The organism is Pseudomonas sp. 10-1B (assembly GCF_000935045.1).
Lineage (GTDB): Bacteria > Pseudomonadota > Gammaproteobacteria > Pseudomonadales > Pseudomonadaceae > Aquipseudomonas.
This window is the reverse complement of record NZ_JYKS01000061.1, coordinates 19,187-38,747: the sequence shown is the minus strand read 5'-3', so window position 1 is coordinate 38,747 and position 19,561 is coordinate 19,187. Positions and strand designations below refer to the sequence as shown.

General features: G+C 64.0%; 17 protein-coding genes. 10 read left to right on the top strand and 7 right to left on the bottom strand.

All coding sequences use genetic code 11. The features are described from left to right. The 9 genes from TZ03_RS25380 to TZ03_RS25345 form a co-directional block, all read left to right on the top strand. Positions 1 to 876, top strand: an 876-nt coding sequence (locus TZ03_RS25380) for a flavin monoamine oxidase family protein (protein ID WP_051101126.1), incomplete at its 5' end; no start/stop codon positions are given. Positions 877 to 890: 14 nt separating this feature from the next. Continuing rightward, positions 891 to 1,685 carry a carbon-nitrogen hydrolase family protein gene (locus TZ03_RS25375; protein ID WP_051101125.1) on the top strand — a complete coding sequence of 265 codons (795 nt, stop codon included), beginning with the start codon at positions 891 to 893 and terminating at the stop codon, positions 1,683 to 1,685. A 225-nt stretch (positions 1,686 to 1,910) separates the two neighbouring features. After that, entirely contained in the window at positions 1,911 to 4,199 is a 2,289-nt protein-coding gene (gene pqqF / locus TZ03_RS25370; protein WP_051101124.1) for a pyrroloquinoline quinone biosynthesis protein PqqF, read from the top strand. Positions 4,200 to 4,369: 170 nt separating this feature from the next. Continuing rightward, positions 4,370 to 4,441, top strand: coding sequence for a pyrroloquinoline quinone precursor peptide PqqA (gene pqqA, locus TZ03_RS29350; protein WP_003243383.1), 72 nt, complete (start codon positions 4,370 to 4,372; stop codon positions 4,439 to 4,441). 79 nt (positions 4,442 to 4,520) lie between these two features. Beyond that, a complete protein-coding gene (gene pqqB, locus TZ03_RS25365) occupies positions 4,521 to 5,432 on the top strand; it encodes a pyrroloquinoline quinone biosynthesis protein PqqB (RefSeq protein ID WP_051101123.1) in 912 nt (303 codons plus the stop codon). A gap of 158 nt (positions 5,433 to 5,590) precedes the next feature. Further along, entirely contained in the window at positions 5,591 to 6,346 is a 756-nt protein-coding gene (pqqC, locus tag TZ03_RS25360; RefSeq protein ID WP_003255592.1) for a pyrroloquinoline-quinone synthase PqqC, read from the top strand. Beyond that, positions 6,343 to 6,618: a pyrroloquinoline quinone biosynthesis peptide chaperone PqqD gene (pqqD, locus tag TZ03_RS25355; RefSeq protein ID WP_051101122.1), complete on the top strand. Its 276-nt coding sequence runs from the start codon at positions 6,343 to 6,345 to the stop codon at positions 6,616 to 6,618. The genes pqqC and pqqD overlap by 4 nt, the downstream gene beginning before the upstream one ends. Further along, positions 6,590 to 7,750 carry a pyrroloquinoline quinone biosynthesis protein PqqE gene (gene pqqE / locus TZ03_RS25350; protein ID WP_051101121.1) on the top strand — a complete coding sequence of 387 codons (1,161 nt, stop codon included), beginning with the start codon at positions 6,590 to 6,592 and terminating at the stop codon, positions 7,748 to 7,750. Before pqqD ends, pqqE begins: the two co-directional genes overlap by 29 nt. Further along, positions 7,716 to 9,539 (top strand): alpha/beta hydrolase family protein, encoded by a 1,824-nt coding sequence (locus TZ03_RS25345; protein ID WP_051101120.1) that lies wholly within the window; start codon positions 7,716 to 7,718, stop codon positions 9,537 to 9,539. Before pqqE ends, TZ03_RS25345 begins: the two co-directional genes overlap by 35 nt. Before the next feature lie 216 nt (positions 9,540 to 9,755). Here TZ03_RS25345 and TZ03_RS29340 read toward each other — a convergent pair whose 3' ends face one another. Next, positions 9,756 to 9,914 (bottom strand): YqaE/Pmp3 family membrane protein, encoded by a 159-nt coding sequence (locus TZ03_RS29340; protein WP_009681539.1) that lies wholly within the window; start codon positions 9,912 to 9,914, stop codon positions 9,756 to 9,758. Between the two features lie 143 nt (positions 9,915 to 10,057). Continuing rightward, positions 10,058 to 11,338, bottom strand: coding sequence for an aspartate aminotransferase family protein (locus TZ03_RS25335; protein WP_051101119.1), 1,281 nt, complete (start codon positions 11,336 to 11,338; stop codon positions 10,058 to 10,060). A gap of 211 nt (positions 11,339 to 11,549) precedes the next feature. On the opposite strand from TZ03_RS25335, the gene TZ03_RS25330 reads away from it, so the two are divergent. Then, complete coding sequence (locus tag TZ03_RS25330) at positions 11,550 to 12,473, top strand: LysR family transcriptional regulator (RefSeq protein ID WP_051101118.1); 924 nt, start codon at positions 11,550 to 11,552, stop codon at positions 12,471 to 12,473. Between the two features lie 377 nt (positions 12,474 to 12,850). On the opposite strand, the gene TZ03_RS25325 is transcribed toward TZ03_RS25330, so the two are convergent. The 5 genes from TZ03_RS25325 to bioD all read right to left on the bottom strand — a co-directional run bounded on the left by TZ03_RS25325 (position 12,851) and on the right by bioD (position 19,556). Beyond that, on the bottom strand, positions 12,851 to 14,629 hold the full coding sequence (locus tag TZ03_RS25325) for an acyl-CoA dehydrogenase C-terminal domain-containing protein (protein ID WP_051101117.1): 1,779 nt from the start codon (positions 14,627 to 14,629) through the stop codon (positions 12,851 to 12,853). A gap of 123 nt (positions 14,630 to 14,752) precedes the next feature. Next, positions 14,753 to 16,036: a sensor domain-containing diguanylate cyclase gene (locus TZ03_RS25320; RefSeq protein ID WP_051101116.1), complete on the bottom strand. Its 1,284-nt coding sequence runs from the start codon at positions 16,034 to 16,036 to the stop codon at positions 14,753 to 14,755. A 233-nt stretch (positions 16,037 to 16,269) separates the two neighbouring features. Continuing rightward, positions 16,270 to 18,075, bottom strand: a complete 1,806-nt coding sequence (locus TZ03_RS25315; RefSeq protein WP_051101115.1) for a phenylacyl-CoA dehydrogenase — start codon at positions 18,073 to 18,075, stop codon at positions 16,270 to 16,272. 291 nt (positions 18,076 to 18,366) lie between these two features. Beyond that, a complete protein-coding gene (locus TZ03_RS25310; RefSeq protein ID WP_051101114.1) occupies positions 18,367 to 18,663 on the bottom strand; it encodes a hypothetical protein in 297 nt (98 codons plus the stop codon). 212 nt (positions 18,664 to 18,875) lie between these two features. Beyond that, the gene (gene bioD / locus TZ03_RS25305) at positions 18,876 to 19,556 is read right to left on the bottom strand and encodes a dethiobiotin synthase (protein WP_051101113.1); all 681 of its coding nucleotides are present in this window, start codon (positions 19,554 to 19,556) and stop codon (positions 18,876 to 18,878) included. Between the last annotated feature and the right edge of the window lie 5 nt (positions 19,557 to 19,561).

Genomic DNA, 19,561 nt, shown 5'->3' with positions numbered 1-19,561 from the left:
CAAGGCATCTGGCGCCATGTACCGGCGCGCTGCGCCCACTGGCCGGAGGGCACCAGCCTGAGCGCGCTGCATGGCGGCGCGCCGCGTACTGGGGTCAAGCGCATCGCGCGCGCCGCCGATGGCCGCCTGGCGGTTACCGACAACTGGGGCGACACCCGTCACTACAGTGCCGTGCTCGCCACCTGCCAGACCTGGCTGCTGACCACCCAGATCGACTGCGAGGAATCGCTGTTCTCGCAAAAAATGTGGATGGCCCTGGACCGTACCCGCTACATGCAGTCGTCGAAAACCTTCGTCATGGTCGACCGGCCGTTCTGGAAGGACAAGGACCCGGAAACCGGCCGTGACCTGATGAGCATGACCCTCACCGACCGCCTCACCCGCGGCACCTACCTGTTCGACAACGGTGACGACAAGCCGGGGGTGATCTGCCTGTCGTACTCGTGGATGAGCGACGCGCTGAAAATGCTGCCGCACCCGGTGGAAAAACGCGTGCAGCTAGCGCTGGATGCACTGAAGAAGATCTACCCGAAGACCGATATCGCCGGGCACATCATCGGCGACCCGATCACCGTTTCCTGGGAAGCCGACCCGCACTTCCTCGGTGCCTTCAAGGGCGCATTGCCGGGCCACTACCGCTACAACCAGCGCATGTACGCACACTTCATGCAGCAAGACATGCCTGCCGAACAGCGTGGCATGTTCATTGCCGGTGACGACGTGTCGTGGACGCCGGCCTGGGTCGAAGGCGCGGTGCAGACCTCGCTGAATGCGGTGTGGGGTATCATGAACCACTTCGGTGGCCACACCCACCCAGACAACCCCGGCCCAGGCGACGTGTTCGACGAAATCGGCCCGATCGCCCTGGCGGACTGAGACAAGGAGGCGCCATGCGCATCGCTCTGTACCAGGGCGCGCCCAAGCCACTGGACGTGCCCGGCAACCTGCAACGGCTGCGCCACCAGGCGCAACTGGCGGCCGAACGTGGCGCGCAGTTGCTGGTGTGCCCGGAAATGTTCCTGACGGGCTACAACATCGGCCTGGCCCAGGTCGAGCGCCTGGCCGAGGCCGACGATGGCCCGGCGGCCATGGAGGTGGTGGAGATCGCCCAGGCGCATCGCATCGCCATTGTCTATGGCTACCCAGAGCGCGCCGATGACGGCGCGATCTACAACAGCGTGCAGTTGATCGATGCGCATGGCCGTAGCCTGTGCAACTACCGCAAGACCCACCTGTTCGGTGAGCTGGACCGCTCGATGTTCAGCGCAGGCCTCGACCACTTCCCGGTGGTGGAGCTGGACGGCTGGAAGGTCGGCCTGCTGATCTGCTACGACATCGAATTTCCGGAGAATGCCCGGCGCCTGGCGCTGGGCGGCGCCGAGCTGATCCTGGTGCCGACGGCGAACATGACGCCTTACGATTTCATCTGCCAGGTGACCGTGCGAGCGCGGGCGCAGGAGAACCAGTGCTACCTGGTGTATGCCAACTACTGCGGCGCTGAAGGGGACATCCAGTATTGCGGGCAGAGCAGCATCATCAGCCCGGATGGCAGCCTGCTGGCCATGGCCGGGCGGGATGAATGCCAGTTGCTGGCGGAGCTGGAGCATGAGCGGGTAATGCAGGGGCGACTGGCCTTCCCCTACCTCACAGATCTACGCCAGGAGCTGCACCTGCGCAAAGGCTGACAAGGGCCGCTGCGCGGCCCAATCGCCGGCAAGCCAGCTCCCACCTCGACTGGGTCGACCTCAAGCCCTGTGCAATCCTGTGGGAGCCGGCTCGCCGGCGATGAGGCCAGGACAGGGAGGCACAGAGCTGAAGTCAACGCGGTCGGTGTGGGAGCGGGCTTGCCCGCGAAGAGGCCGGGCCTGCAAATAAATGGGTTAGCATGGACAGCAGCAACCGGAGTTTCCATGCCTGACGCCACTCGCCACCTCACCCTCGCCAACGGCCTGCAGCTCACCCTGCGCCACGCCCCGCGCCTGAAGCGCTCGGCCGCCGCACTGCGGGTGCATGCCGGCAGCCACGATGCCCCGGGCAAATGGCCTGGTCTGGCCCACTTCCTCGAACACCTGTTCTTCCTCGGCACGCCGCGCTTTGCGCTGAACGACGGCCTGATGCGCTACGTGCAGGCGCTCGGCGGCCAGGTCAATGCCAGCACCCGGGAGCGCACCACCGACTTTTTCTTCGAGGTCCCACCCAGCGCCCTGGCCGGGGGGCTAGAGCGCTTGTGCCAGATGCTGGCCGAACCGGACCTGGGCATCGAGCGCCAGCGCAGCGAACGGGAGGTGATCCATGCCGAGTTCATTGCCTGGTCACGCAACCCGCAGGCCCAACAGCAGTTCGCCTTGCTGCAATCAGTGTCGCCCGGCCACCCGCTGGGCGCTTTTCACGCCGGTAACCGGCATACCCTGGCCTTGCAAGACCCGGCCTTCCAGCAGGCGCTCACAGGCTTTCACCAGCGCTTCTACCATGGCGGCCAGATCACCCTGAGCCTGTGCGGCCCGCAGCCGCTGGATGAGCTGGAGAAGTTGGCCAGGCAGCATGCCAACCTGTTCGCAACGGCTGAGCGGGTGCCACAAGATCCGCCACCGCCACTGTCGGCGGCGACCAGGCGCCTGGTCTTCACCCATGAGAACCTTCCGGCAGGCGCCGAGCAGGCCCTGGAACTGCTGATCAGTTGCCTCGCCGACAGCCGCCCGGGTACCTGGCTGGATGCGCTTCGTCAGCGTGGCTGGCTGCAAAGCTGCAAAGCCGAAATGCTATATGCCTTCGCCGGGCAATTGCTTTGGCACATCGACCTGCAGCTCAGCGCAGACGCCGACCCGGACGAAATCAACGCCCTGCTGCAAGGCTGGTTCGGCTTCATGAGGCAGGCCGACGCCGAGCAGCTGCAAGCCGAATTCCGCCTGTTACAGCACAGCCGCGAACACAGCGTCAGCGCACTCGAACTGGCCCGCCGGGACAGTGCCGGCCAGCCGTTCGCGCAGCTGGATGCACAAGGCCTGCTGGCTTTTCGAGCCCTGCTGGAGGGCTTGCCGGGCCGCCAATATGGGCGATGGCAGTTGCTCCCGGTCGACCCCTTGCTGATGGCCGACTTGCCCCATGCCACGCCACAGCCTCTACCGGCCGCATTGAATGTCAGCGGCCAGCTCCCCGGCGCTCGCCAGTACGCGGTGCTCTACCTGCGCTGGCACATCCCTTCGTCGTCCCTTCAGCGCCTGCACGAAGTGCTCGAACGCGCCTTGCACCCCCTGCAAGAGCGCTGCGAGCGCGCATCGGTGCAGCTGCAGTTCAGTGCCGCTGGCGACAAATGGCAACTACGCTGCGCCGGCTTGCCCGCGGCGGTGCTCCGCGCAGTGGAACTGGCATTGGCGCTGATGCTCAGGCCCCCGGCAAGTTGCTGGTTACCTTGTTCAACACAGCCGCCGGCACCGATACCCATCAGGGCCCTGCTCAAGCAACTGCCCGATGCGGTGCTGGGCGCCATGTCCGCGCCCGCGCCAGCCTGCACGCTGGCGCAGCAAGAACTCGACAGCTTGTGGCAGCACTCAAGCTGGCACGGCCTGGCCGCGGGCTTCGACGCTGCTGCGCTGGATGCCTTGGCAGCAGCGTTGCAGCACTGCCCAGGGCAAGACAAGGCGCCTGGGCCGCCACCCACCTTGGCCAAGCACCGCTGGCAGCATGCCGAAGTACCAGGCAGCGAACATGCCTTGCTGCTGTTCTGCCCAGTGCCAGCGGCCAACGAAGCCACTGGCCGCCTGCTCGCCCAGTTGCTGCAAGGGCCGGTTTACCAGCGCCTGCGGGTGGAGCTGCAACTCGGCTACGCGGTATTCAGTACCTTTCGCCAGGTCGAAGGCGTTGGCGGCCTGCTGTTCGGGGTGCAATCGCCCCACGCCAGCCAGGCACAGATCCTCGACCATCTGCTTACCCTGCTGCGCCAGGGCGTCACCCTGGACCTGGCCGCTCGCCAAGCCTTGGCCGGGCAGTTCGACGAACCCGCCATGGCCAACTCCGAAGTCGCCGAATGGCTGTGGCAGACACACTTGGCCAAACAATCCACCAGGCTGGATGAGCTGCGCAGGTCTATCCTGAACATGCGGCAGACAGACTTGGACCACCTGCTGAGCCACCTGCTCGATGCAGGTTCCACTTGGCTATGCTTGGCCAACGCTGCCGCACCAGATTCTTCATGGCAGTGAGCGAATTCCCTAATTGTTACGCCAACTGCAACGACACTTTGCGAATAATTAACCTTTCGGTACAAATTTTTCTTGTAAGATAGCGCAATCCCAGTCCAGGGAACCTCCTGCGAATGGCGGTACCCAAGTAGTAGCTGAACAACCCCAACTCATCCTGAAGGAGTAATCCCATGTGGACCAAACCTGCATACACTGACCTGCGTATCGGCTTCGAAGTCACCATGTACTTCGCTAACCGCTAAGGCCAGCTTACGGTTCCACGCCTCGGCCTGCCGGGGCGTTTTCGTTTTTCCGACACGGTTTTCTGCATAGAGAGTGGCCATGTACATCCAGGTTCTCGGTTCCGCCGCCGGTGGCGGGTTCCCGCAGTGGAACTGCAACTGCGTCAACTGCAAGGGCTACCGTGACGGCACCCTGCGGGCCACGGCGCGCACCCAGTCGTCCATCGCCCTGTCCGACGACGGCGTGCATTGGGTGCTGTGCAATGCCTCGCCCGACATCCGCGCCCAGCTCCAGGCCTTCGCACCGATGCAGCCGGCCCGTGCCCTGCGCGACACTGGCATCAACGCCATCGTCCTGCTGGACAGCCAGATCGACCACACCACCGGCCTGCTCAGCCTGCGCGAAGGCTGCCCGCACCAGGTGTGGTGCACCGACATGGTCCACCAGGACCTGACCACCGGTTTCCCGCTGTTCAACATGCTCAGCCACTGGAACGGTGGCCTGCAGTGGAACCGCATAGAGCTGGAAGGCAGCTTCGTGATCGACGCCTGCCCCAACCTGCGCTTCACCCCGTTCCCCCTGCGCAGCGCCGCGCCGCCCTACTCGCCGCACCGCTTCGACCCGCACCCGGGCGACAACCTCGGCCTGCTGGTCGAAGACACCCGCACTGGCGGCAAGCTGTTCTATGCCCCGGGCCTGGGCCAGGTCGACGACAAGCTGCTGGCGATGATGCACGGCGCCGACTGCCTGCTGGTCGATGGCACCCTGTGGGAAGACGATGAAATGCAGCGCCGTGGCGTCGGCACCCGCACCGGCCGCGAGATGGGCCACCTGGCGCAGAACGGCCCCGGCGGCATGCTGGAAGTGCTCGATGGCTTCCCGCGCCAGCGCAAGGTACTTATCCACATCAACAACACCAACCCGATTCTCGACGAAGACTCGCCCGAGCGCGCCGAAGTGCTGCGCCGGGGCGTGGAAGTGGCCTTCGATGGCATGAGTATCGAGTTGTAAAACCAGTTTGTGGGGCAACACAAAACCCTGTGGGAGCGGGCATGCCCGCGAAAAATCCAACACGGTGTATGGCACCGGCTTTGCCGGTGTTCGCGGGCATGCCCGCTCCCACAGAGATCGAGCCGAGACCGAGACTCAGCTTCACAGGAGCCAGCCGAATGAGCGACGCACTGCCAATGTCCCCTGCCGAATTCGAGCAGGCCCTGCGCGCCAAGGGCGCCTATTACCATATCCATCACCCCTACCACGTGGCGATGTACCAGGGCCGCGCCACCCGCGAGCAGATCCAGGGCTGGGTGGCCAACCGCTTCTACTACCAGGTCAACATCCCGATGAAGGATGCCGCGATCCTGGCCAACTGCCCGGACCGCGAAGTACGCCGCGAGTGGATCCAGCGCCTGCTCGACCACGACGGCGCGCCCGGCGAGGACGGCGGTATCGAAGCCTGGCTGCGCCTGGGCCAGGCCGTGGGCCTGGACCCGGACCAGTTGCGCTCCCAAGAGCTGGTACTGCCCGGTGTACGCTTTGCCGTCGACGCCTACGTCAACTTCGCCCGCCGGGCCAGCTGGCAGGAAGCGGCCAGCAGCTCGCTGACCGAACTGTTCGCCCCGCAAATCCACCAGTCGCGCCTGGACAGCTGGCCGCAGCACTACCCGTGGATCGACCCGGCCGGCTACGAGTACTTCCGCACCCGCCTGGGCCAGGCCCGGCGTGACGTGGAACACGGCCTGGCGATTACCCTGCAGCACTACACCACCCGCGCGGGCCAGGAGCGTATGCTGGAGATACTGCAGTTCAAGCTGGATATCCTCTGGAGCATGCTCGACGCCATGAGCATGGCCTACGAGCTGAACCGCCCGCCCTATCACTCCGTCACCCAGGAAAGGGTGTGGCACAAGGGGATCACCCTATGAGTTTCGACCGTAATCAAGTGCCGACCTGGCGCCCCGGCTACCGCTTCCAGTACGAGCCGGCGCAAAAAGGCCATGTGCTGCTGTACCCCGAGGGCATGATCAAGCTCAACGACAGCGCGGGCCTGATCGGTGGCCTGATCGACGGCCAGCGTGACGTGGCGGCGATCATCGCCGAACTCGAGCAGCAGTTCCCCGGTGTCCCGGAAGTGGCCGATGACATCGAGCAGTTCATGGAGGTGGCCCGTGCCGAACACTGGATCGTCCTCGCCTGAGTTGCCGCCCACGCCCGCGGTCGGCCTGCCGTTGTGGCTGTTGGCCGAGCTGACGTACCGCTGCCCGCTGCAGTGCCCGTACTGCTCCAACCCGCTGGACTTCGCCGCCCAGGGCCAGGAGCTGAGCACCGCGCAGTGGTTCAAGGTGATGGCCGAAGCGCGGGAAATGGGCGCGGCGCAAATCGGCTTTTCCGGTGGTGAGCCGCTGGTGCGCCAGGACCTCGCCGAACTGATCGGCGAGGCCCGCCGCCTGGGTTACTACACCAACCTGATCACCTCGGGCATCGGCCTGACCGAGGCGCGCATCGCCGACTTCAAGAAAGCCGGCCTGGACCACATCCAGATCAGCTTCCAGGCCAGCGACGAGCAGGTGAACAACCTGCTGGCCGGCTCGAAGAAGGCCTTTGCGCAAAAGCTGGAGATGGCCCGCGCCGTGAAGGCCCACGGCTACCCGATGGTGCTCAACTTCGTCACCCACCGGCACAACATCGACAAGATCGACCGCATCATCGAACTGTGCATCGCCCTGGAGGCCGATTTCGTCGAGCTCGCCACCTGCCAGTTCTACGGCTGGGCCCACCTCAACCGCCTGGGCCTGCTGCCGACCCGCGCGCAGTTGGAACGGGCCGAGCGCATCACCAACGAGTACCGCAACAAGCTCAAGGCCGACGGCAACCCGTGCAAGCTGATCTTCGTCACCCCGGACTACTACGAAGAACGCCCCAAGGCCTGCATGAATGGCTGGGGCAGCCTGTTCCTCACCATCACCCCGGACGGCACCGCGCTGCCCTGCCACGGCGCCCGCCAGTTGCCGGTGCAGTTCCCCAACGTGCGCGACCACGACCTGCACCACATCTGGTACGACTCGTTCGGTTTCAATCGCTTCCGTGGCTATGAGTGGATGCCCGAACCCTGCCGCTCCTGCGACGAGAAAGAAAAGGACTTCGGTGGCTGCCGCTGCCAGGCCTTCATGCTGACTGGCGATGCCAGCAACGCCGACCCGGTGTGCGCCAAGTCGGCCGATCACGGCATCATCCTCAAGGCCCGCGAGGAGGCAGAAAGCGCCCAGCTCGCCATCGAACAGATGACCTTCCGCAATGAACGAAACTCCCGTGTCATCGCCCGCGGCTGAATTCAGCGCGGCTCAGGCGGTTGCCGCCGGCACCGACTTCGCCGAACTCAAGGCCAGCGCCGAGGGGCTGTTCTGGAACGAATTCCGCCCGGCCGATGGTGCCTGCCGGGTGTGGCACTGGCAGCACCAGCAAGCCCGCTGCCTGACGCCTGATGGCTTCAGCGTGCGTAGCCGGGTCTACGAATACGGCGGTGGCAGTTTCTGCCTGGGTGGCGACGGGCTGCTGTTCGTTAACGAAAAGGACCAGCAGGTCTACACCCAAAGCCTGGAAGGCTCGCAGCCACGCGCCCTGACCAGCGCTGCCAACTGCCGCTACGGCGATGTGCAATGGCACGCAGGGCATGTGCTGGCCGTAGAGGAGCGCCATGCCGAACAGGTCGAGCATCGCTTGGTCGCGTTGGCTGCAGGCAGCCGCGAGGTTCTGGCCGAGGGTGCCGATTTTTACGCTTCACCGACTGTCAGTGCCGATGGCCAACGGCTGGCGTGGATCGAGTGGGATCGTCCGGCACAGCCCTGGACCATCACCCGGCTGATGTGTCGCGCGCGCGATGCCAGCGGCCAATGGGGGCCGGCGCGGTGTATTGCCGACGCTGACGAGTCCCTGCAGCAACCGCGATTCGATGCCCAAGGCCGGCTCTACTGCCTGTCCGACCGCAATGGCTTCTGGCAACCCTGGGGCGAGGTCGATGGCCACTGGCAGGCCCTGCCCGCCGAGCCCGCAGACCACGCCGCCGCACCTTGGCAACTGGGGGCCAGCACCTGGTTGGCGCTGGGGCCGCAAAGCTACCTGGCCAGTTGGTTCGAGGACGGCTTCGGGCAACTGGGGTTGCGTAACGCCGATGGCGGCATGGAGCGTTTCGCCAGTGCCTATACGCGCTTTCGCAGCCTGGCCATGGATGATGGGCATCTGTACGCCATCGCCGCTTCGCCGATCAGCCCGCCAGCGGTCATCGCCATCGCCCGCAGCAACCACGAGGTCAGCGTGTTGGCCGGCGGTGCCGAAGTGCTGTCGGCAAGGCATATCAGCCTGCCGCAGTCGATCCACTATGGCCGTGACGGGCAGCGGGCCCACGGTTTCTTCTACCCGGCAGCCCAGTCGCGAGGGGCCGCGCCGCTGGTGGTGTTCATCCACGGCGGCCCGACCTCGGCCTGTTATCCCGTACTCGACCCGCGTATCCAGTACTGGACCCAGCGCGGCTTCGCCGTCGCCGACCTCAACTACCGTGGCAGCACCGGCTATGGCCGGGAGTACCGCCAGGCGCTGCACCTGCGCTGGGGCGAAAGCGATGTGGCCGATGCCTGCGCGGCAGTCGAATACCTGGCTGCACGTGGCCTGATCGACCGGCGCAAGGCATTCATTCGTGGCGGTAGCGCTGGCGGCTACACCACCCTGTGCGCCTTGGCGTTCCATGATGTGTTCCGTGCCGGCGCCAGCCTGTACGGGGTCAGCGACCCGCTTGCCCTAGGCCGTGCCACGCACAAGTTCGAGGGCGATTACCTGGATTGGCTGATCGGCGATCCGCAACAGGACGCCGAGCGCTATCGCCAGCGCACGCCGCTGCTGCATGCGGGGCAGATCAAGGTGCCGGTGATTTTCTTCCAGGGTGAGCTGGATGCGGTGGTGGTGCCGGAGCAGACGCGGTCGATGCTGGCGGCATTGCAGGCCAACGGGATCGAGGCCGAAGGGCACTTCTATGCGGGGGAGCGGCATGGGTTCCGCAAGGCGCAGAACCTGGCGCATGCCTTGGAAGAAGAGTGGAAGTTCTATTGTCGGGTGTTGGAGGGGTGACCTTGGGGGCTGCTTTGCAGCCCAATCGCCGGCAAGCCAGCTCCCACAGGTACCGCGCAGATCTCAAGCTTTGCGCAGCCCCTGTGGGAGCTGGCTTGCCGGCGATGAGGCCAGTCCGGGCAATACAAGACAGTTGCTCCCACAGGTACTGCACTGGTCTTGAGTGCTGTGCAATCCTGTGGGAGCCCGGCTTGCCGGCGATGAGGCCCTGACAGGCTAGCGCTTGGCGATGATATACACCGCATGCACGATCCCCGGAATGTACCCCAGCAAGGTCAGCAGGATATTCAGCCAGAACGCCCCACCAAACCCCACCTGCAGGAATACCCCCAGCGGCGGCAGAATGATAGCGATGATGATGCGGATAAAGTCCATGCGAGTCTCTCCTGAAGGGGTTACATCACAGACTAGCCGCCTGCCATAGAGGTTCCACAGGCAAAAAAAACGCCCCGGGCCGAATGAAACAGGCCAGGGGCGATGCGCAGGAACGCCAGACGGTTCGTTGAATTCTCAGGTAGCTACGCCGGCACTTCGCGACGGCCCTGCTGCTGGGCATGCAGGCGGGCGAAGGTACGGGCCAGGCGCAGCAGCATTTCGTCGATGTTGCCCTTGCTCACGGTCAGCGCAGGCGAAAAGCGCAGAACATCCGCTTGCGGTGCATTGAGCAGCAGGCCTTCGTGCAGGGCCGCCGCTACCAGTTCGCGGGCCAGGTTTTCTTTCAGCTGCAGGGCCCACAGCAGGCCTTGCCCGCGCACTTCGCCCTGGCCGTAGCGCCCGGCCAGGCGGCTCAGGCCTTCGCGCAGATGACGGCCGTTGTCCTGCACCTGCTCGAAGAAACCAGGCTCCAGCACGGTATCCAGCACGGCCAGGCCGGCAGCGCACATCAGCGCATTGCCGTGATGGCTGCCTTCCAGTTCGCCAGGTTCGGCGCAGCACGCGGTACCCCGGGCCAGCAAGGCGGCCAGCGGCACGCCACCGCCCAGGCCCTTGCCGAGGGTGATGATGTCGGCACGCACGCCATAGGTCTCTTCTGCCAACAATGCGCCACAGCGGCCAATGCCGGTCTGCACCTCATCGAGGATCAGCAGGATGCCCAGTTCGCGGCAGAGCGTTTCCACACCTTTGAGGTATTCCTGCGTAGCAGGAATCACCCCCGCCTCACCCTGGACCGGCTCGAGCATGATCGCCACGGTGCGCGAGTCCACCTCGGCGTGCAGGGCTGCCAGGTCATTGAACGGCACCTTGCTGAAACCTGGCAGGCCAGGCTCGCAGCGGTTGCACGGCAGCGGGTCGGACGCCGACAGCGCGCCCAGGCTGCGGCCGTGGCAGGCCTGGCTGGCAGTGATGATGTGATAGGCGCCGTTGCGGTGCAGCTGGCCCCACTTGCGCGCCAGCTTGATAGCACCCTCACAGGCCTCGGCGCCGCTGTTCAGCAGGTAGGCCTGGTCGCTGCCGGTACTCTGGCACAGACGGTTGACCAGCCCCAGCAGGCCACGGCTGTGGAAGCCCGAGCCTGGGTTGATCAGTGCCTGGCCCTGGCTGGCCAGTGCTTTCACCAGCACACTGGGGCTGTGCCCCAGGCTGTTGACCGCGCCGCCTTGGGTGAAGTCCAGGTAAGCATGCCCTTCGTTGTCCCACAACCAGGAGCCCTGCCCACGCACGAATACCTGCACTGCGCGTTCGGCGCTGGGCATCAGGCGATCACGCGACAGCTCGGCTGCTGGCGGCACGATCACCGGCGCATGCTTGGGCTCGGCGATGGCGGCGGCAGCCGAGCGGCGCAGGTTGAACAGGTTCATCAGGGCTCCAGCCAGTCACGGTAAAGGGCGGCCACGGTGCGGTCTTGGTGCCGGCACTCGATATTTTTGCCTTTCCTATCAAAAGTGTTTTTCATCCGGGGTAACAATCGAGCTGATCATCGCTGTAACCCGTTGGAATACGGCGATAGACTAGGCCTCGACAAGGTTTTCGACCATTTCGTTTTTCCAGCATTTTCGATAAGCGTTACTTATGGATTTTCGCCAACTGCGTTATTTCGTCGCGGTGTATGAAGAAGGCCACGTGGGCCGCGCTGCCGAGCGCCTGTCGCTTTCCCAGCCGGCGCTCTCGCAGCAGATCCGCCAGCTGGAGCACAGCCTCGACCTGAGCCTGTTCGAACGCAGCAACAAGCGCCTGCTGCCGACCCTGGCCGCCCACACTCTGTACAACCATGCCCTGCCGCTGCTCGACGGCATGCAGCGCGCCCACGAGGCCATGCGTAACTTCAAGGGCCAGTCGCTCCGCACGTTGGCTATCGGCGTATTGCAGACCGTGCGGCCAAGCCTGGTGCCGCAACTGCTCGAACGGCTGCGCAGAGCTCAGCCGCACCTAGTGGTTCAGATCTATGAATTGTCGGGGCTGGAGATCGAACGGCGCCTGCTCAACGGCAGCCTGGACATCGGTATCAGCTACCTGCCGCCACGCCAGCCTGGGCTACATGGCCTGTTGCTGTACGAAGATGAGCTGCAACTGGTCATACCCGCTACCCATCCGCTGAAGGACTTCAGGAAGGTGTCCATCCGCCAGGCCGCCGAACTGCCCATGCTGATGCTTGGCGAGGAGTTCCAGATCCGCCAGATCTGGCAGGCGCAACTGGCCAGCCAGGGCCGACGGCCGCAGGTCCAGGCAGAGATGAACAACATGGCGGGGATTCTCGATAGCCTGGCGCACACGGCGCTGGCTACCATCCTGCCCGGCCGGGCCAAGGAGGCGGCCGAGGATGACCAGGGGTTGCTGTGGAAGCCGTTGAGCGAGCCGCGGGTACCGCTGAAGGTTGGCCTGGTGTTCCGCGATGCCCAACGCCAGCAGGCCTCCGTGGAGCTGCTGCGCACGCTGCTGGAGGAAGAGACGGACGCCCGCCTGTTGGGGGTATCACCACTGGATGTGCTGGCCTGAAAAACACGTGCACAAAGAAAACCCCGCCTAAGCGGGGTTTTCCAGACTGTTTCCCTGTGACATCCATATCGCCCCACCATCCTGGCAGGTCGTCCTTCGTTGCATCCTTGATCTGTCCTTTGCGCTTCCTGCACAACGTCCATGTGGTAAAGATTAGCCGTGGATCCAATCTGAGACCAGTGGCGAAAAGTCACCGCGTTGTGTAGGAAAAAGCTTACAAACGGATTTCATTCCCAGCCATATCTAGCTGGGGGCCGCGTTGCGGCCCAATCGCGACACAAGGCCGCTCCCACAAGGGGCCGCATAACCATTCGAGTTGCGCGGTACCTGTGGGAGCGGCCTTGTGTCGCGATGGGCTGCAAAGCAGCCCCAATATCTCAGAACTGCTCCGCTTCCAGCAGGTACAGCGACTCACTCCCCGCCTTCACCGAAGCCACCAGCGAATCCACCCGTGGCAGCAACCGCGCAAAGTAGAACCGCGCCGTACCCAGCTTGCCCGAATAGAACGCCTCGTCCCCCTCACCCGCCTGCGCCGCACGCGCCATCAATGCCCACATGTAGGCATAGGCGACATAACCAAAGGCATGCAGGTACTCGACCGAAGCCGCACCAATTTCATTCGGGTTGCCCTTGGCCTGTTCCAGCACCCACTCGGTCAGCCCGTCGAGCTGGTCGAGGCTGGCAGCCAATGGCTTGGCAAACTCGTCCAGCTCACTGCCGGCATCGGCAATGAAGCGGCGAATCTCGTCGGAGAACAGCTTGTAGTAAGCCCCGCCAGTGGCCACCACCTTGCGCCCCATCAGGTCGAGGGCCTGGATGCCGTTGGTGCCTTCGTAGATCTGCGTGATGCGCACGTCGCGCACCAATTGCTCCTGGCCCCACTCACGAATGTAGCCATGCCCGCCGAACACCTGCTGGCCATGCACGGCGCACTCCAGGCCCAGGTCGGTGAGGAAGGCCTTGGCCACCGGCGTCAGCAGTGCCACCAGCTCTTCGCTGCGCTTGCGCACGCCAGCATCTTCGCTGTACTTGGCGCTGTCCAACTGCATGGCCACGTAGGTGGAAAACGCGCGGCCACCCTCGATCAGCGCCTTCATGGTCAACAGCATACGGCGCACGTCCGGGTGGACGATGATCGGGTCCGCGGCCTTGTCCTTGGCTTGCGGCCCGGTCGGGGCGCGGCTCTGCAGGCGGTCGCGGGCGTATTCCACGGCGTTCTGGTAGGAGCGTTCGGCCGTTGCCAGGCCCTGGATACCCACCCCCAGGCGCTCGTAGTTCATCATGGTGAACATGGCCGCCAGGCCCTTGTTCGGCTCACCAACGATGTAGCCGAGCGCTTCGTCGAAGTTCATCACGCAGGTGGCCGAGGCCTGGATGCCCATCTTGTGCTCGATCGAACCGCAGGTAGCCGGGTTGCGTGCCCCCAGGCTGCCGTCTGCGTTGACCAGGAACTTCGGCACCAGGAACAGCGAAATGCCTTTCGGCCCCGCCGGTGCGTCCGGCAGCTTGGCCAGCACCAGGTGGATGATGTTCTCGGCCAGGTCGTGCTCGCCACCGGTGATGAAAATCTTGGTGCCGCTGACCTTGTAGCTGCCATCGGCCTGGGGTTCGGCCTTGGTGCGGATGATGCCCAGGTCGGTACCGGCATGCGGCTCGGTCAGGCACATGGAGCCGGCCCACACACCGGCATACATGTTCGGCAGGTACTTTTCCTTCAGCGCTTCGCTGGCGTGGGCATTGATCGACAGGCAGGCGCCAGCGGTCAGCATCGGGTACAGGCCGAAGGCCAGGCTGGAGGCGTTGACCATTTCCTCGACCTGGGCCGAAATGGCCTTGGGCATGCCCATGCCGCCGAACAGCGGGTCGCCGCCCACGCCCACCCAGCCGCCTTCGGCGTAGGTGTTGTAGGCCTCGATGAAACCGGCCGGCGTACGCACCGCGCCATTGTCCCAGTGGCAGCCTTCTTCATCGGCACCGCGGCTGAGCGGCGCGATGGATTTGGCAGTGACTTTGCCGGCCTCTTCCAGCACGGCCATCGCGGTGTCGGCATCGACAACCTCGGCCAGCCCGGGCAACTGCGCCCACTGCTCGGCCACGTTGAAGACTTCATTCAGTACGAAGCGCATGTCGCGCAGGGGCGCTTTATAGTCAGCCATGACAACCTCTCGCTAGTCGGGTCGGGGCGGTCTCTGGGAACCGCGACACTGGGTTACAGGCAGTGTAACCGAACAACTTTTACGAGACATAGGGTCATCAACAGACCATACAGTCTATTTCGGTCACGCCGTACGCACCGCCCCACGACGTGATTGCTGCCCATGCACCATGACACAATTGCGCCCCGCGCCTTTGGCGCTGTACAGCGCCTGGTCAGCGGATTTCAGCACCGCCTCGGGGTTGCGATGCTCGGCTTGACGCTCGGCCACACCGATGCTGATGGTGACCGACACCGTGCCACCGCTGCTGCCCGCCCGTCGCTGGCGCCCGGCCGTATCGTCCTGTGGCCGGTTGTGCTGGTCACGCAGGTGCATCACGTAATTGGCGATCACCTCGCGCACGGCTTCCACGTGCGGTACGCATTCCTCGGCGGTCTTGCCGGCGAACACCAGGGCGAACTCCTCACCGCCATAACGGTAAGCCCGGCCACCGCCGGTGACTTTCGACAAGCGGCTGGCAACCAAGCGCAGCACCTGGTCACCCACGTCGTGGCCGTGGGTGTCGTTGAATTTCTTGAAATGGTCGACATCGGTCATGGCGATCACATAGTTGCGCCCCAGGCGCTGCATGCGCTCGTTCAGCGCGCGGCGCCCGGGCAGGCCGGTCAGTTCGTCGCGGAAGGCCATCTGGTAGGCCTCGTGCGCCACCGCGGCGGCAATCATCAGCATCACCTGGCTGCACATGATGTTAAGGGTGAATGGCAGGATGAAGGTTTGCGGCAGCATCCAGAAAATGCCCAGCAGGCCCGTCAACTGCGCGGCGTGCAGCGGGCGTGGCGCGCGCAGGTATTGCACCACCAGCAGGATGAACACGCCGAGGAACAGCGGATAGACCATCTGGATCAGACTCATCCACTGGCCATGCAAGGCCGGCCAGCGGATTTCCGCCAACCAGCTCAGCAATGCCTCGGGGTAGCTCTGTTCGAGGGCTACCGCCACGCTGCCGACGGCGAACAGCACGGCACCGCGGGCGACCAGGTCCTGCAGCAGGTGGGTACGCTCCTGCCAGGCGCCATACAGCCCGAACAGCATCGGCAGCAACAGGCACACCAGGTGGAAGGTCACCGCCGCGTCCTCGCGTACGCGGCCATGGTCACGGTAAAAATCGGTCTGGGTGTCGAGCAAGAAGTAGGCGATGTACACCGTGAGCATCAGGAACAGCTCGCGCTGGCGGCGGTACACTGCGCAGTAGGCGCCACCCAGCAGCAGGACCAAGGTGGGCAGGACATTGAACAGCGATGTGAAAAAGACATTGAGGTCTTTCACATAGGCTGCAGCGAGCCCTGCCAGCAGCAAGAACAGCGAAGGCAGAAAGTGGCTTGCGCGAACAGCGTTAAGACGAAACAAGGGTAATCTCCAACCCGGCAGATCAATAATGGCATTGTGCCCCTACTTCATCGGCAGCGCACATGAACAGTTGAATTTGCGGTTTGGATTCAATGGCCTCATCGCCGGCAAGCCAGCTCCCACAGGTACTGCACGGCCCTGCAGGCTTGCCGGCGATGGGCCGCACAGCGGCCCCAGAATGCAAAAACCCGCCTGCCGGTGAGGGCAGGCGGGTTTCGGGTACAGCGGCTGAATCAGTACGACAGGCCGAAGTGCTCTTCGTCCATTTCCATCAGGTTGTTGGCACCCGACAACATGGTCGCCACATGCGTACGGGTACGCGGCAGGATGCGCTGGAAGTAGAAACGCGCGGTCTGCAGCTTGGCGGTGTAGAACGCCTCTTCGCTGGTGCCGGCGGCCAGTTTCTCGGCCGCCAGGCGGGCGATGTCGGCCCAGAAGTAGGCCAGGCAGGCATAGCCGGAATACATCAGGTAATCGACCGAGGCCGCACCTACCTCTTCACGGTCTTTCATGGCGGCCATACCCACTTTCATGGTCAGCTCGCCCCACTCCTTGTTGATTGCCGCCAGCGGCTCGACGAACTCCTTGACCGCCTCGTTACCTTCCTGCGCCTGGCAGAACTTGTGCACGATCTTGGTGAAGCCCTTCAGTGCTTCGCCCTGGGTCATCAGCACTTTACGGCCGAGCAGGTCGAGGGCCTGGATGCCGGTGGTGCCTTCGTACAGCATGGAGATACGGCTGTCGCGCACGTTCTGCTCCATGCCCCACTCGGCGATGAAGCCGTGGCCGCCATAGATCTGCACGCCGTGGTTGGCGGCTTCGAAGCCGACTTCGGTCATGAACGCCTTGGCGATCGGAGTCAGGAATGCCAGCAGAGCATCGGCCTTCTTGCGCTCTTCTTCGTCCTGGCTGTACTTGACGATGTCTACCTGCTTGGCAGTGAAGTACACCATCGCGCGGTTGCCTTCGGCGAAGGCCTTCATGGTCAGCAGCATGCGACGCACGTCCGGATGGACGATGATCGGGTCGGCCGCCTTGTCCGGTGCTTTCGGGCCGGTCAGGGAGCGCATCTGCAAGCGCTCACGGGCGTACTTCAGGCCACCCTGGAACGCCACTTCGGCGTGGGCCAGGCCTTGCAGCGCGGTACCCAGGCGAGCGGTATTCATGAAGGTGAACATGCAGTTCAGGCCTTTGTTGGCCGGGCCGATCAGGTAGCCGGTGGCGCCGTCGAAGTTCATCACGCAGGTGGCGTTGCCGTGAATGCCCATCTTGTGTTCGATCGAGCCGCAGCTCACGCCATTGCGCTCACCCACGCCGCCTTCGGCGTTGGGCAGGAACTTCGGCACGATGAACAGCGAGATACCCTTGGTGCCTGCCGGTGCATCCGGCAGGCGGGCCAGGACGATATGGACGATGTTGTCGGCCATGTCGTGCTCACCGGCCGAAATGAAGATCTTGGTGCCCGAAACCTTGTAGCTGCCGTCGGCCTGTGGCTCGGCCTTGGTGCGCAGCATGCCCAGGTCGGTACCGCAGTGTGGCTCGGTCAGGCACATGGTGCCGGTCCACTCGCCGGACACCAGCTTGGTCAGGTAGGTGTGCTGCTGGTCGGCGGTGCCGTGCGCGGAAATGGTGTTCATCGCGCCGTGCGACAGGCCCGGGTACATACCCCACGACCAGTTCGAACCACCGACCATTTCGCTCAGGGCCAGGCCCAGCGATTCCGGCAGGCCTTGGCCGCCGTGCTCGACGTCATGGGCCAGGCTTGGCCAGCCGCCTTCGACGAACTGTTCGTAGGCCGCTTTGAAACCGGTCGGGGTCTTCACGCCCGATTCGCTCCAGGTGCAGCCTTCCTGGTCACCCACACGGTTCAGCGGCGACAGTACCTGCTCACAGAATTTCGCGCCTTCTTCAAGGATCGCGTCGACCATGTCGGGCGTGGCGTCCTGGCAACCCGGCAGGCTCTGATAGTGCGCCTCATAGCCAAGCAGCTCGTCGCGAACGAAGCGGATATCACGCAAGGGGGCTTTGTAATCAGGCATTGCGGTGAACCTCTGTGTCAGTTCTGTGGGGTGACCAGCTCTTGGCGGCCGTATATCAAACAGTTGTTTGAAACTTACGTTTAGCACCGCCTTATGTCAAGGATGGACTGTAGTGCCATTTACGCCACGAAAAATGGCGTTTACGCCAACCCCAGGAATCAAGATGCCTCTGTGGGAGCGGGCATGCCCGCGAAAGGGCCAGCGCAGGCAAATAGAGGTGCCTGATCTGACGCATTCGCGGGCACGCCCGCTCCCACAGGGGCGGTGTGTGTAGTTCGAGTGAACGCCCAGTCAGGCGTAGGTGTCGATGATCCGGCCGAGCATTTCGTCGGAGGCCTTGGCGACCTTTGCGCCAAGCTCGACTTCATGTTTGCCCAGGGCCAGTTGCACGGTGCTGGTGGCCAGGTCCATCTGTTGGCTGCGGTCGACCGCGCGCAAGCGCTCAGCCTGAAAATCGCTGGACTGGCTGGTGGCGGTACGTTCGGCGGTGGTGTTGGCGATCTGGCCGGCGGCCTGATCGACGCGGTTCTGGCCGGTGTGGATTGCGCTCAGGCCCGCGTAATAGGCGGAGCTACCGGTGATTTCCATGTCAGGACTCCATTGACGCTGGATGACGAACAGACCCAATTAAAGCAGGCCAGGGGCGAAAAGGCCCGTTTAAATCGCTAATGGCCTGGTGCCAGTTGATAGGCCTTGGGTATTCCTGCGCCGGCCTATTCGCGGGTAAACCCGCTCCTACAACGGTACGCATTCGCTTGTAGGAGCGGGTTTACCCGCGAATAGGCTGGGTATGCAAACCACTAATCCAGCAGATCCAGCTGCAGATGCTCAGCCACCATATCGGCACTGGCCTGCTTCAGCTTGGGCACCCGCCCGAGACATGGTGCCGGCAAGCGCTCGGCCAGGCTGGCCAGGTTCTCTTCCAGGCGCGAAGTCCGCGGCTCGATGATGTTCGCCACCCACCCCGCCAGTTGCAGCCCATCACGCTCGATCGCCTCGGCACTGAGCAAGGCATGGCTGATACAGCCCAGCCGCACCCCCACCACCAGAATCACCGGCAACTGCAAGGCAACCGCAAGGTCGGACAGGTTCTCCAGGCCCGACAACGGCACGCGCCAGCCACCCGCCCCTTCGATCAGGGTGAAATCGGCATTTTGTTGCAACACATTACGCATCGCCGCCAGCAGTGCTGGCACGGCAAGCGTCACCCCCGCCTCGCGCGCCGCCACATGCGGGGCGATGGCGGGTTCGAAGGCAAACGGGTTGACCTGCTCATAAGGCAGCTTGATCGAGCTTTCATCGATCAGCGCCTGAGCATCGCTGTTGCGCAGCCCTTTCGGCGTCATCGTGCAACCGGAAGCCACCGGCTTGGCCCCCAACGTACTCATGCCCTGCGACCGCGCCGCATGCAGCAGCCCGGCGGCAATGGTGGTCTTGCCGACATCGGTATCGGTACCGGCAATGAAATAGGCCTGACTCATCTCGC